General features: G+C 73.0%; 11 protein-coding genes. 7 read left to right on the plus strand and 4 right to left on the minus strand.

What is annotated here, in order from left to right:
* Positions 1 to 89 precede the first annotated feature (89 nt).
* Positions 90 to 677: an RNA 2',3'-cyclic phosphodiesterase gene (gene thpR, locus OG310_RS20180; protein ID WP_329457271.1), complete on the plus strand. Its 588-nt coding sequence runs from the start codon at positions 90 to 92 to the stop codon at positions 675 to 677.
* Between the two features lie 236 nt (positions 678 to 913).
* Here the strand turns inward: thpR and OG310_RS20185 are convergent, their stop codons facing one another.
* The gene (locus OG310_RS20185; protein WP_329457272.1) at positions 914 to 1,906 is read right to left on the minus strand and encodes an aldo/keto reductase; all 993 of its coding nucleotides are present in this window, start codon (positions 1,904 to 1,906) and stop codon (positions 914 to 916) included.
* 483 nt (positions 1,907 to 2,389) lie between these two features.
* Between OG310_RS20185 and OG310_RS20190 the strand changes: the two genes are divergently transcribed.
* Entirely contained in the window at positions 2,390 to 2,818 is a 429-nt protein-coding gene (locus tag OG310_RS20190; protein WP_329457273.1) for an ArsR/SmtB family transcription factor, read from the plus strand.
* Complete coding sequence (locus tag OG310_RS20195) at positions 2,811 to 3,656, plus strand: hypothetical protein (protein WP_329457274.1); 846 nt, start codon at positions 2,811 to 2,813, stop codon at positions 3,654 to 3,656. Before OG310_RS20190 ends, OG310_RS20195 begins: the two co-directional genes overlap by 8 nt.
* A gap of 414 nt (positions 3,657 to 4,070) precedes the next feature.
* Here OG310_RS20195 and OG310_RS20200 read toward each other — a convergent pair whose 3' ends face one another.
* Positions 4,071 to 4,910 carry a GDSL-type esterase/lipase family protein gene (locus OG310_RS20200; RefSeq protein ID WP_329457275.1) on the minus strand — a complete coding sequence of 280 codons (840 nt, stop codon included), beginning with the start codon at positions 4,908 to 4,910 and terminating at the stop codon, positions 4,071 to 4,073.
* Between the two features lie 220 nt (positions 4,911 to 5,130).
* On the opposite strand from OG310_RS20200, the gene OG310_RS20205 reads away from it, so the two are divergent.
* Positions 5,131 to 6,210 carry a WD40 repeat domain-containing protein gene (locus tag OG310_RS20205; RefSeq protein WP_329457276.1) on the plus strand — a complete coding sequence of 360 codons (1,080 nt, stop codon included), beginning with the start codon at positions 5,131 to 5,133 and terminating at the stop codon, positions 6,208 to 6,210.
* 167 nt (positions 6,211 to 6,377) lie between these two features.
* On the opposite strand, the gene serC is transcribed toward OG310_RS20205, so the two are convergent.
* Entirely contained in the window at positions 6,378 to 7,496 is a 1,119-nt protein-coding gene (gene serC / locus OG310_RS20210; RefSeq protein ID WP_329457277.1) for a phosphoserine transaminase, read from the minus strand.
* A gap of 390 nt (positions 7,497 to 7,886) precedes the next feature.
* On the opposite strand from serC, the gene OG310_RS20215 reads away from it, so the two are divergent.
* Together OG310_RS20215 and OG310_RS20220 are read left to right on the plus strand one after the other, a co-directional pair.
* Complete coding sequence (locus OG310_RS20215; RefSeq protein ID WP_329460274.1) at positions 7,887 to 8,780, plus strand: EamA family transporter; 894 nt, start codon at positions 7,887 to 7,889, stop codon at positions 8,778 to 8,780.
* Positions 8,781 to 10,086: 1,306 nt separating this feature from the next.
* Positions 10,087 to 11,256, plus strand: coding sequence for a hypothetical protein (locus tag OG310_RS20220; RefSeq protein ID WP_329457278.1), 1,170 nt, complete (start codon positions 10,087 to 10,089; stop codon positions 11,254 to 11,256).
* A gap of 53 nt (positions 11,257 to 11,309) precedes the next feature.
* Here the strand turns inward: OG310_RS20220 and OG310_RS20225 are convergent, their stop codons facing one another.
* Positions 11,310 to 12,053 carry a TetR/AcrR family transcriptional regulator gene (locus OG310_RS20225; RefSeq protein WP_329457279.1) on the minus strand — a complete coding sequence of 248 codons (744 nt, stop codon included), beginning with the start codon at positions 12,051 to 12,053 and terminating at the stop codon, positions 11,310 to 11,312.
* Between the two features lie 121 nt (positions 12,054 to 12,174).
* On the opposite strand from OG310_RS20225, the gene OG310_RS20230 reads away from it, so the two are divergent.
* Positions 12,175 to 13,179: an aldo/keto reductase gene (locus tag OG310_RS20230; protein WP_329457280.1), complete on the plus strand. Its 1,005-nt coding sequence runs from the start codon at positions 12,175 to 12,177 to the stop codon at positions 13,177 to 13,179.
* Positions 13,180 to 13,212 lie beyond the last annotated feature (33 nt).

The raw sequence follows: 13,212 nt of genomic DNA on the forward strand, positions 1-13,212 counted from the left end.
GGCGGCCCCGGGGCGCGCCGGCGCACGGCGGGGCGCGGGCCGGGCGCCGGGACCGGTGCCGGAGCGGGCGCCGTGCTTGGGTGGTGGGCGTGAGACTGTTCGCGGCCGTGCTGCCGCCCGACGACGTGAGGGCTGCCCTGGAGGCGGCCGTGGCGCCGCTGCGCGATCTGCCCGGCGCGGGCCGTCTGCGCTGGACCGGCCGCGAGGCGTGGCACTTCACGCTCGTCTTCCTGGGCGAGGTGGACGAGGACCTGCTGCCCGGCCTCGGCGAACGGCTGGCCCGGGCGGCGCGCCGCTGTGAGCCGTTCCCGCTGCGCGTCACGGGCGGCGGGCACTTCGGCGGGCGGGCGCTGTGGGCCGGGGCCGACGGTGACATCCCCGCGCTGCGGCGCCTGGCCGAACGGGCACGTGCGGCGTCCCGGCGCGCCGGGATCGGGACGGACGAGCACCGCGCGTACCGGCCGCACCTGACCCTCGCCCGCGCCTCGGCACCCGCCGCGGGGGAGAGCCCGGTGGACCTGCGGCCCCACGTCGAACGGCTCGCGGCGGTGGAGGGCGAGGTCTGGCAGGTGGACGGCCTGTGCCTCGTCCGCAGCCGGCTGCCCGACGGCCGGACGCCCGGCGCGCGGCCCCGCTACGAGACCCTCGCGCGGTGGCCGCTCGGACGGGGTCGTTAACCTCGGAGGGTGGACCCGAAAACCCGGAACCGGATCATGGCCGTTGTGCTGTTGCTGCTGTTCGCCATCGTCGCGGTGACCGCCGCGACGCACTGAGCGCACGCCCGGCCGTCGCGGCGGCGCGGCCGTTGGGCGGATTCCGGCGCGGATTCCGGCGCGGGCGGGACGGCCCCGGGGCGGGCGGTACGGCTTCACCCGCCCCACCCGCCCCGATGCCTGGGCGATCCCGTTACCGCCTACCAGGCGAAGGCCTCCGGCGACGGGCCCGGGCCCGGGAAGATCTCGTCGAGACCCGTCAGGACCTCGTCCGACAGCTCCAGGTCCACCGCGCGGAGCCCCGACTCCAGCTGCTCCAGCGTGCGCGGGCCGACGATCGGGCCGGTTACGCCCGGCCGCGTCATCAGCCACGCCAGCGCCGCCTCGCCCGGCTGGATGCCGTGCTTGTCGAGCAGGTCCTCGTACGCCTGCACCTGATCGCGCAGCGCCGGCGAGTCCTTGAGGCGGCCCACGGAGCGGCCACCGGCGTCGCCGCCGCGCTCCCGCTCCTTGCGGATCACGCCGCCCAGCAGGCCGCTGTGCAGCGGCGACCAGGGGATGACGCCGAGGCCGTACTCCTGCGCGGCCGGAATGACCTCCATCTCGGCGCGCCGCTCGGCCAGGTTGTACAGGCACTGCTCGCTGACCAGGCCGACCCGCCCGCGCCGCAGGGCGGCCTCGTTGGCCTGGGCGATCTTGTAGCCGGGGAAGTTGGAGGAACCGGCGTAGAGGATCTTGCCCTGCTGGATCAGGACCTCGATCGCCTGCCAGATCTCCTCGATCGGCGTGTTCCGGTCGACGTGGTGGAACTGGTAGATGTCGATGTGGTCGGTCTGCAGCCGCTTCAGGCTCGCGTCGACCGCCCGGCGGATGTTGACCGCCGACAGCTTGTGGTGGTTCGGCCAGGGCGGTCCGTCGCCCGCCATGTTGCCGTTGAGCTTGGTGGCGAGGACGACCTTGTCCCTGCGGTCGCCGCCCTCCGCGAACCAGGTGCCGATGATCTCCTCGGTGCGGCCCTTGTTCTCGCCCCACCCGTAGACATTGGCCGTGTCGAAGTAGTTGACGCCCGCGTCGAGAGCGGCGTCCATGATCGTGTGGCTGTCGGCCTCGTTGGTGAGAGGTCCGAAGTTCATGGTGCCGAGAACGATGCGGCTGACTTCGAGTCCCGTGCGTCCGAGTTGCGTGTACTTCATGGGTCATACCCAACGCGTTCGAGCGGACTCGAAGCAAGGGTGCGTGGTGTGCGCACGCGTCCGGCGGGAGGATGGTGCCGGGAGCGGCGGGGCCTCGCGCGGTGCGGGCCCGCCGGGCGGGCATGCGGCATCGTGACGGCGGGAGGCGGGGAGTACGTGGCGACGGAGCGGAACGGGACGACGGGCGGCGACGGGCCGGGAGAGCCGGGAGAGCCGGGAGAGCCGGTGGGCCGGGAAGGGCAGCGGGCCCCGGTGGTCCGGAGGGCTCCGGCCGCAGAAGCGGCCGCCGAGGGCGGTGAGCCCGCGTGCATGCTGGAGCTGGTCTGCCCGGAGTGCGGACAGGTGCGTGGTGACACGGGCGCGACACGATCCTGCGCCCTGTGCGAGGCGGGCGGTTCGCTGCCTCGGTGATGACGGCAATTGGTTCAGTCTTCACTGTATTAACCAGCGACTGAATACAGCGTTGGCTTTACTATTTGGCCCATGGACATCCCCTCACCGGCGGTCGCGATCGACGTGGCCGCCCTTGAACGCATCGGTCTGGCACTGGCCGACGGCACCCGCAGACGGCTGCTGCTGAGGCTTCTGGAAGGCCCGGCCTATCCGGCCGACCTCGCCGACCAGCTGGAACTCACCCGGGGCAATGTCTCCAACCACCTCGGGTGCCTGCGCGGATGCGGGCTGGTGCGCAGTGAAGCGGTCGGGCGCCGTGCGCTGTACCGGATCTCCGATCCCCGCCTCGCCCACGCACTGGCCGAACTCGCCGCCCTCGTCCTGCTGGTGGAGCACGACACCGGCACGGAGCCCGCCGCTCCGGCGGCCGGGACCGCGGGCGACTGCGTCATCGGTTCGGGCTGCTGCCCGCCCGCGCCGGACGCCACCGATCACGACGAGGAAGCGACCCGTGGCTGAGCGGAGCGGCTCCGACGTCCTGCTGCCCTCGGCCCGCGCCGGCGCCGGGACCCCGTCGCCCGACGCCTGCGCGGACGGCTGCCGCACGCCGTCACCGACCGGCACCGGCACCGGCACCAGTACCGGTACCGGGACCGATACCGGGACCGGAACCGCACCCGTCGCGGTCGACACCTGCTGCGCCCGGGTCGCTCCCGGCGGGGGGACGGACGAGCGCGGTGCCCCCGAGCCCGTCCGGGACGCCGTGTGGCTGCGCGACGCCCGCCTTGCGAGGGTGCTGGCCTGGGCGAGCCTGATCTGGATGACGCTCGAAGGCGCGCTCGGCCTGGTCGCCGGTATCCGGGCAGGGTCCATCGGACTGGTCGGCTGGGCGTTGTCGTCGGTCGTCGAAGGACTCGCGAGCGTCATCGTCGTGTGGCGTTTCACCGGGGCGCGCGTCCACTCCGCGCACGCCGAGGCAACGGCGCGGCGAGCGGTGGCGGTCAGCTTCTGGCTGCTGGCTCCCTATGTCGGGGTGCGGTCCTTCGTCGATCTGGTCGGCGGCAGCCACTCGTCGACGTCCTCGCTGGGCATCGCGCTGACGCTCTCCAGCGTCGTCCTCATGCCCGCGCTCGGTGGCGCCAAGCGCCGGCTCGGCGCCCGCCTGGACTCCGGGGCGACTGCCGGTGAGGGCGCCCAGAACCTCCTGTGCGCCTACCTCGCGGCCGGCGTGCTGGTGGGCCTGCTGGCCGACACGGCGCTCGGCTGGTGGTGGGTCGACCCCCTCGCAGGACTCGCCGTCGCGGGCATGGCCCTCCGAGACGGCCGCCGCGCCTGGCGCGGCGAGGACTGCTGCTGACACGCAGGTCCTTTCGCCGGCACCTGGCCGATCCGCCGGGGCCTGCGAGGGCCGGCCGACGGGGACGGCGGCTTGCGGGAACTCCTCGCGCTGTTCGGTGCCGCGACGCTCGACCCGGTCGCCCGGGAGTCGTCGTCCTGAACGTCGCGTCGCGCCGCGGCTGCGGGGTCTGCGTGGCCCCGCTCACCGCCCGGCTGCGCGCGCTGCACGCCGACGAGGGGCTGATCCGCCGCTGCGGAGAGGGCAGCCCCTGGCGGACGGACGGCCGGAGGCCGTCCGGCGGTTCGCGTCGGCCGGTTCGTGTGTCGGCCGTACTCACGACGGCGGGGACACCGGAGGTGACGCGCTCGCCGACTCCCGCTCGTGCGGCTGCACGGAACGCGAGGCCCTCGAAGTCGCCCTCGGCATTGGCGCCTACACGCTCTCCACGCTCGCCAACAGACTCACCGGCGCGCCCGTCGACCCCGGACCGGCCATGGCAGCCGCGGGAAGGGCGGGCGGCGACGGGGCGGTCGGGTCAGGTGGCGCGTGGAGGGCGTGGGCGAAGGCCGCCGCGAGCTTGCGCGCGCCCGAGGGCGACGGATGCGTGCCGTCGTACGTGTCGGACGCGATGCCGTACGAGACGGGCGGCGCGGTCGGCGACGGTGCGAGCGTCAGCGGTGAACCGGGCAGGGTGAGGCCCGCCAGGGTCCGTGCCAGCAGCCCGTTGAAACGCTCGACCTCGGCGGCGAAGGGGGCGTCGGTCGTGGCCCGTACGTTCGGCACGACGGGCAGGACCACGGCGCGTATCCGGGGCCCGGCGGCGCGGGCCTCGGCGAAGAACCGGCGCACGTTGGCGTCGGTCCCCGCGCTGTCCGTGTAGAACCCCAGGTCGATCAGGCCGAGGGAGACGAGCAGGACGTCGGGGCGGTGGTCGCTCACGGCGGCGCCTATGCGGGACGCCATGTGGAGCCAGCCCTCGCCCCAGGCGGCGAGATGACGGTGACGGCCGGCGGACGCGTCACCGGCTTCCCTGCCGCTGTCCTCCCTGCCGGTTCCGGCCGTACCTGTCACTGCCGTGCCGGTCCCGCTGCCGGCTCCGGTGGAGTCACCGTCGGCGTACTGATGGGTCCAGGGCCCGACCACGGAGGCGGGGCCGCCGCCCGGGCGCACGCACGCGGGGCAGCCGCGCAGGTGCCGGGCCATCCAGTACCGCCACGTCTCCTCCCCGTTGCGGCCGATGGTCATGGAGTCGCCGACGAACAGAAAACGCATCCGGTCATCATCCCGAAGACCGCGCGGGCCCGGCGGACCGGGGCGGACGGCCCCCGCGCCGGGCGCCCTCGTCCGTCCCTCCGGCAAGGGAGCGGTGCGGGACGGCGCGGGACGACAAGGACCCGCAGGGGACGGCCCGATGCCGGCGGGGCGCGGCCGGTGACGGCCGGGAGGCGACCGTCATCGCCCCGCCCGTGACGCGGGATGGCAAGGTGGGGTGATGCGTCCCCCTCGCCCGCAGCCGCCGTCGCGGCCCCACCGCGCCGCCGCCAGAGCCGGGGCCGCGGCGGTCGCCGCCGTCCTCGCACTGGTGGCCGCGGCGCTCGTACTGCCGTGCGCCGCCCCGGCGTTCGCCGACGGTGGTGCCGACCAGAGCTTCACCATCACGGACCCGCGCATCACCGAGTCCAGCGGCCTCGCCGCGAGCCATCTCCACCCCGGCATCTACTGGACCCACAACGACAGCGGTGACGGCCCTTACGTCTACGCCGTCGACTCCCGGACCGGCCGGACCCTCGCGCGGGTCACCCTGCGGGGCGTCGGGGCGCCCCGCGATGTCGAGGCGATCTCGATCGGCCCGGACGGCGACCTGTACGTCGGCGACATCGGGGACAACCTGAACGGCGCCTGGGACCACGTGTGGATCTACCGCTTCCCCGAGCCGAAGCAGTTGCGCGACCAGAGCGTCGACGCGACGCAGTTCACGGTGAAGTACGCGGACGGGCCGCGCAACGCCGAGTCGCTCATGGTCGATCCGACGACCGGCCGCGTCTACATCGCCTCGAAGAACGAGGACGGCGGCGGGCTCTACGAGGGGCCCGCGCATCTCACACCGACCGGGACGAACGTCTTCCGCAGGATCGGCGCCGTGCCCTGGGTGACGGACGGCGCGTTCTCGCCGGACGGGAAGCAGCTGGTGCTGCGCTCGTACCTCGGCGCGTACGGATACGCCTGGAAGGACGGGCACTTGGGGAAGACCTTCCCGGTGAGCGCCCCGTTCCAGCCGCAGGCCGAGTCGGTGACGTACACGCGGGACGGGAAGGCCCTGATGTTCGGCTCGGAGGGCAAGGACAGCCAGGTCAAGCGCGTCGACCTGAACGGGGCGGGTTCCGGGCCCGGTTCGGGTTCCGGTTCGGGCGCCGCGGCCGGTTCCGGGTCGGGGGCTTCGCACCAGGGCGGTGCGGGGCAGGGGTCCTCGTCGTCCGGGTCGAAGGGCAACGTGACGGCGGGCGCGGTGGTGGTCCTGCTGGTGGTGCTGCTGGTGTTCGGCGCGAGGAAGCGGTCACGGCGCTCGTCCTGACGCGGTGGGGCCGGGTACGGCCAGGGCCCGGCTCCGGCGGATGATCCGCCGGGGGCCGGGCCCTGGCCGTATGCCGACGCCGCGTGCGGCGGCCCGCGCCTCCCGCGGCCGGACGGGCCGAGGAGCGACGAGGGGTGCCTACGGGCGGTCGCGCGCGCGGTACGTGCTCAGAGGTGCTCGATGACGTAGTCGACGCAGGCGGTCAGCGCCTCGACGTCCGCCGGGTCGACGGCCGGGTACATCGCCACGCGCAGCTGGTTGCGCCCGAGCTTGCGGTACGGCTCGGTGTCCACGATCCCGTTGGCGCGCAGCACCTTGGCCACGGCCGCCGCGTCGATCTCGTCGGAGAAGTCGATGGTGCCCACGACCGCCGAGCGCTTGGCCGGGTCCGTGACGAACGGGGTCGCGTGCTTGGAGGCGTCGGCCCAGCCGTACAGGGCGCGCGCCGACGCGGCCGATCGGCCGGTGGAGAAGCTCAGGCCACCCTGTCCGTTGATCCACTTCAGCTGCTCGTTCAGCAGGAAGAAGGTCGCGAGGGCCGGGGTGTTGTACGTCTGGTTCTTCACCGAGTTGTCGATCGCCGTCGGCAGCGAGAAGAACTCCGGCACGTGGCGGCCGGACGCGTGCACCCGCGCGGCCCGCTCCAGGGCGGCCGGCGAGAACACCGCGATCCACAGTCCGCCGTCGGACGCGAACGCCTTCTGCGGGGCGAAGTAGTAGACGTCGGTCTCGGCGATGTCCACCGGCAGTCCCGCGGCACCCGAGGTGGCGTCCACGAGGACGAGCGCACCGTCGTCGGCGCCGGGCACCCGGCTGATCGGCGCCGCGACACCGGTCGAGGTCTCGTTGTGCGTCAGGGCGTAGACGTCGACGCCCGGTTCGCCCTTCGCCTCCGGGTGCGAACCCGGGTCGGCGGACAGGACGGTGGGCTCGGCCAGCCACGGGGCGAGCTTGGACGCCTTGGCGAACTTGGACGAGAACTCGCCGAACGTCAGGTGCTGGGACTTGTTCTCGATGAGCCCGTGGGTCGCGATGTCCCAGAAGGCGGTGGAGCCGCCGTTGCCGAGGACGACCTCGTAACCGTCGGGAAGCGAGAAGAGGTTCCGGATGCCGTCGCGGACCTCACCGACGAGGTTCTTGACGGGGGCCTGGCGGTGGGACGTACCGAGAAGGGACGTGCCGGTCGCGGCCAGCGCGTCGACCGCTTCCGTCCGCACCTTGGAGGGGCCCGAGCCGAACCGGCCGTCGGAGGGCTTGATGTCAGCGGGAATCTGAATATCGGCCACGGGGCGGAGCGTAGTCCTTCGGGCAAACCCCGAGGAAACGTGTCCGTCGGATGAGACGAGGAGGCGCCGGGATGTGATAAGCGGACTCCGGTGCTGCGTCCGGTGCTGCTGCGGGTGATAGGGGCCCCGTGCGGCGCTGCGGCGGTGGGCGGACGGGCGCTCGGTCGATCCGTCCGTCGGTCGGCCGGTGGATCGCTCGGTTGATCGCTCGGTCGGTCGGGGAACAGCCCCCGTTCACCCGCCGGGAGGCGCGGTTCGCACGTATGTGTGCTGGGTTGCCCTGTGCAGTACATTGGACTTCTTGTCCAGTGCAATGTACTGCGTTCGCGTTCGGAGGTTCGGGTGAGCTCGGGTTCGTCGTCGTCACCGGTGGCGGCCACCGCCACGACCGTGTCGCGAGGCCGCTCCGGTCCGGGCGGCGGCACGCCCGAGCGGTCCTACGGCGCGCTCGGGCTGGTGCTGTCGGGCTGTGTGTCCGTGCAGTTCGGCGGTGCTCTCGCGGTGTCGCTGATGCCGCGCGCGGGCGTGCTCGGCATCGTCGCCCTGCGTCTGGTGCTCGCCGCTCTCGTGCTGCTCGTCGTCTGCCGGCCCGCACTGCGCGCTCACTCGCGTGCCGACTGGGTCACCGTCCTCGTCTTCGGCACGGTCATGGCCGCCATGAACGGCTTCTTCTACGAGGCCGTCGACCGCATCCCCCTCGGCGCCGGCGTGACCCTGGAGGTGCTGGGCCCCCTCGCGCTGTCCGTGATCGCCTCCCGGCGGCTCATCAACTTCGTGTGGGCCGGCTGTGCGCTCGCCGGTGTCTTCCTGCTGAGCGGGCTCGGGGGCGGTGGCATCGGCGGACTCGACCCGGTCGGGGTCGCGTTCGGGCTGGCGGCCGCCGTCATGTGGGCCACGTACATCCTCTTCAGCGCGCGTACCGGCCGCCGCTTCCCGCAGGCGGACGGACTCGCCCTCGCGATGGCGTTCGGCGCGCTCCTCGCGCTGCCGTTCGGCATCGTGGACAGCGGTCCCGCCATGCTCGCGCCGTCCACCGTCGGACTCGCCCTCGGCGTCGCCGTGATGTCGTCCGTTCTGCCGTACACCTTCGAACTGCTCGCGCTGCGGCGCCTGCCGGCCGCCACCTTCGCCGTCCTGATGAGCCTCGAACCGGCCATCGCGGCGACCGCCGGGTTCCTCATCCTCGACCAGGCGGTGACGGCGGTGGACGCGGTCGCGATCGCCCTGGTGATCGGCGCCAGCATCGGCGCCATCCGCACCCAGTTCAAGGCGCTCGGCAACTAGCACGGGAGTCGGCGCCCGTCACTTCGCGACTCCAGGACCACCGGGTTCACCCTGCGGCCCGTACCTCGCGTCCCGGCCTGCCACGGGGGTGGACTCGCACCGACCGGGCCCATGCGCCGGCTCACCCTCCGCGCGGAAGGCGGCGGGGGCCTGCCCGGTTCACTCCGCGCGGACCGCGCTCTCCCCACGATCTCTGGAGAGGCGATAAACACCGCAATCGCCTCTAAAAGATGATGTGTGATCTTTTAGGAATATGTGAGCGGGGGTATCCGGGGAGACCATGGAGTCCAATGAGGCGGCCGCGAGTGGACAGCCCGTCGAGATGCGCGAAGTCGCCGGCACGGCGGTGGCGATGCTGGGCCCGCGCGGGGAGGTGGCGGCGTGGAACTCCGGTGTCCAGCAGCTTCTGGGATACACGGCGGACGAGACGGTGGGACGGCCCGCGGAGGGCTGCTGGACGCGTCGGTTCCGGCGGCGACGCGTCGGGGACTGCTGGGGGCCGAGGAGGGCGCCGCACGGACCGTGCTGCTCCGGGCGCGGGACGGGCGTCCCGTCGAGGCGGCACTGGTCGTGCAGCCGTGGACCGACAGCGACGGCGCATCGCACAGGCCGTGGGTGGCCACCGGCTCGTCGAGCACCGACTCCCCGCGCCCCGCAGCGCGCCCGGTTCGCGCGTGAGCGGTCGGACGGACCCCGCCCCTGCGGCTCGACGTCCAGAGGAGCACCGGGCGTCCGCCCGTGGTGGGCGCAGTTCGGCGCCGGGTCGGCCAGGGAAGTGAGGGGGACCGGTCGGTGGTGAAGGACCGGCGCGCACCTCACCCCCGCCCGGCCGGGCCATGTCGCGTGCGCGGGCGGCGGCGGGCGGTCCGTGAATCCCGGTGGGTCACAGGCCGGGAGGGCGCCGCGGGGCAAGGGCCCACGGCCGATCCCGCCGGAGTCCGGGGACGGCTTAGACTGTTTCGCCGCGGGGCTTCCGGGGGTGACTTCCCGGAGTTTTGATGATCAGGGGGAGTTCGCTTTCCCTCACGGAATCCGCCGGTCGAAACGTCCGTCAGGAATCGAAAGGACCCTCGAAGAGGGCGGCGGAAAGTTCGACGGGAAAGACCGACCGGAAAGAAAAACCGGAGAGGGACCGGAGAGGGACCGGAGAGGGACCGGAGAGGGACCGGAAGAAAGGCTCCATTTCCGCTTTCTGCGGCGGGAAGACGACACACGGGGTGACCGCGGCGAGGCTCCGTCGGCACGCGCAACCGGGACCGGGGCCTCGCCGTCTCTGCCGTGCACGTCGAGGGAAAAGCGGTCGATCATGCTGCCCAGGGTGGAGCCTGCGGGCGACAGCGCGCCCGTGGTCCCGGCCGGGGTGCCGGTCCGTCCGCCGTTCCCCGCCAGGGGCCTGCTGGCCGGCGTCCTGTGCTACGCGGCGGTAAGGGCCTTCGGCGTGCTGGTGCTCGCGATCTGGTCGGCCGCCGACGGCAAGAGCGCGCACACCCTCCTCGCCGCCCGCTGGGACTCGCTCTGGTACGAGCGTGTCATCGGGCAGGGCTACGAGTTCACGCTCAGCGCGCCGGGCGGGCGGACGCTCTCCGACATGGCGTTCTTCCCGCTCCTGCCGTGGCTCGAAGGGCTGGTGTCGGCGCTCACGGGCCTTGGCCACGGCGACGCGGGCCTCTTCGTCAGCTCGGTGTCGTCCCTGGTCGCGGCGGCCGGCATCTTCGCGACGGTGCATGCCTTCGGGGGTGGGCGGTCCGCGTTCCTCTGCGTCGTCCTGTGGGCCGCGCTGCCGGTCGGCATCGTCCAGTCGATGGCGTACAGCGAGTCGTTGTTCATGGCGCTCGCCGCGTGGGCGCTGTACTGCACGCTCAAGGAGAGATGGGTTCTCGCCGGGGTGCTGGCCTCGTGCGCGGGGCTCACCCGCCCGATAGGACTCGCTGTCGCCTGCGCCGTTCTGGCGGGGGCGATGGGCAGGGCGAGTCGGAGCAGGCCCGGGGCCGATGTCGTCCTGGGCGTCGCCATCGCGCCGTTGGGCGCCTGCGCCTACGTGTTGTGGGTCGGTGCGAGAACCAATGACCTCTTCGGATATCTCCGCGTGCAACGCGGATGGGGCAACGGATTCGACGGGGGACTCGCCTTCGCCGCCTTCGTCCGCTCGCTCCTGCACGGTCCGGCGGCCCTGGCCGCGATCGCGCTCGTCCTCGGCGTCGGTCTGTTGATCTACGCCTATTGCCTCGGCTTCAGGGAGAAGTATCCGCCGCCCGTGCAGGTCTACTCCGGGATCGTTCTGCTGCTCGCCCTGTGCACGTCCGGGTATTTCGGTTCCAAACCGCGACTGCTCATGCCCGCGTTCACGGTTCTTGTGCCGCTCTCGACGCTGCTGGCGAGATGCGGCAGGCGTACCGTGACGGCGGTCTCCGTGACCGTCGTGCTCGGCTCCGCGCTCTACGGCGCCTTCTGGCTGAACGGCTCGGGTCCGCCGTGACGTGACCGGGCCCCGCACGGCGGGACGCGCGGTCACCCGCGCGGAGCAAGCCCCTACTCGTGGGCCTGCTCGGGGCTGCGTCCCGAAGCCTGGGCGGGGCTCTGTCCGGGTGTCGCCGACAGCGCGTCGAGCGCGGCCTCCAGGTACGGCGCGAGGCGGGTCAGGTCGTCGGCGCCGAGGGCCGTGCTGCCCATCACGTCCCGCATGAGCTGCACGCCCGAGCAGACGGCGATCAGCAGGGCGGCCCGGCCGGCCACGTCCGAGCCGGACAGGCCGTCCGCGACCCGCCGCTCGTAGTCGCTCTCCAACTGGGCGCGCATGATCGCGGCCGCGCGCTCGTTGGAGGCCGAGCGCAGGGCCAGCAGCATGCCCTCGGCGGGCGCGGGCCGCCCCGCGAGCAGCGTCATCGACGCGGCGCGGTTGTGGCCGGGGCCCATCATCATCGTCTTCTCGAACGTGACGGCGACGACCTCGGCGAACAGCTTCTCCTTGGACCCGAAGTAGCGGCCGATCAGGCGCCCGTCGACCCCGGCGCGGGCGCCGATGTCGCGGATCCCCGCCCGGTCGTAGCCGACCTCGGTGAACACCTCGATGCCGGCGCGCAGGACGGCCTCCCGGGTGGCAGCGGCGTCGCGCCGCCTGCGCGGGCCCGGATCGGACGCCGGGCCCGGAGCGGATCCCGGACCTGAAGCGGACGCCGGGCCCGGAAGGGCTCCCGCACCCGGATCCGAGGCCGGAGCCGATCGGTCGGCGCTGGTCGCTTCAGTGGTCCGTTCACTGGCCCGTTCGCTGCTCACAGAGGCCAGGATACGGGTCCCGGCCCGGGGGTGTTTGCGATGTCCTCGACTGAGGACTAACGTTGTCCTCAGTCGAGGACTTTCCGTCCCCCGACCTACCCCGCCCGGTGAAAGGCACGTGATGACCATCCCCACCCGCACTCTCGGCGGCCACGTCGACGTGGGAGCCGTCGGCTTCGGCGCCATGAGCTACGCGATGCCGTACGGGCAGAAGCCGTCCGACACGAAGGACACCCCCGAGGGGCTGATCGACCGGGCGCTGGAGCTCGGCGTCACCCTCGTCGACACCGCCGACCGCTACGGCGACAGCGAGAGCATCGTCGGCCGGGCGATCGGCGGCCGCCGCGAACGGATCGTGCTCGCGACCAAGTTCGGCATCGTCGCAGGACCCACGGAGGGGCGCCCCGCCGTGCTGAACGGCACACCCGCCTACGCGCGTGAGCGGATCGAGCGCTCGCTGTCCCTGCTCGGCACGGACCACGTGGATCTGTACTACCTGCACCGCGTCGACCCCGCCGTGCCGATCGAGGAGACCGTCGGCGCGATGGCGGAGCTGGTGAAGGAGGGCAAGGTGCGTTTCCTCGGCCTGTCCGAGGCCGCGCCCGACACCATTCGCAGGGCGCACGCCGTCCACCCGATCACGGCCCTGCAGACCGAGTGGTCGCTGTGGTCGCGGGAGATCGAGGCGGAGATCTTCCCGCTCTGCCGCGAACTGGGCATCAGCGTCGTCCCGTTCAGCCCGCTGGGCCGGGGTGCGCTGACCGGCACCATCGCCTCGCGCGACGACCTGCCGGCGAACGACTACCGGCGCGGCATGCCCCGCTACGCCGAAGGCGCCCTCGACGCCAACCTCGCCACCTTGGAGGTCGTCCGGGACATCGCCGCCGCCCATGGCGCCACCCCCGGCCAGGTCTCGCTGGCCTGGCTGCTCGCGAAGGCCCCCGACGTCGTGCCCATCCCGGGCACCCGGCGCGCGGCCTACCTCGAACAGAACGCGCTGGCCGCCGAGGTCACCCTCACCGGGGCGGACGTGGAGCGACTGGACGCCGTCACGGTCGTCGGCGAGCGGGAGACGGTCCTTGAGGGCAACTGGACCGACGGGGTCACTCCCGCTCAGGTGGGCTGAGGGGACGGTTGACCGACGGGGTCACTCCCGCTC

Source organism: Streptomyces sp. NBC_01497, from assembly GCF_036250695.1.
Classification (GTDB): Bacteria; Actinomycetota; Actinomycetes; order Streptomycetales; family Streptomycetaceae; genus Streptomyces.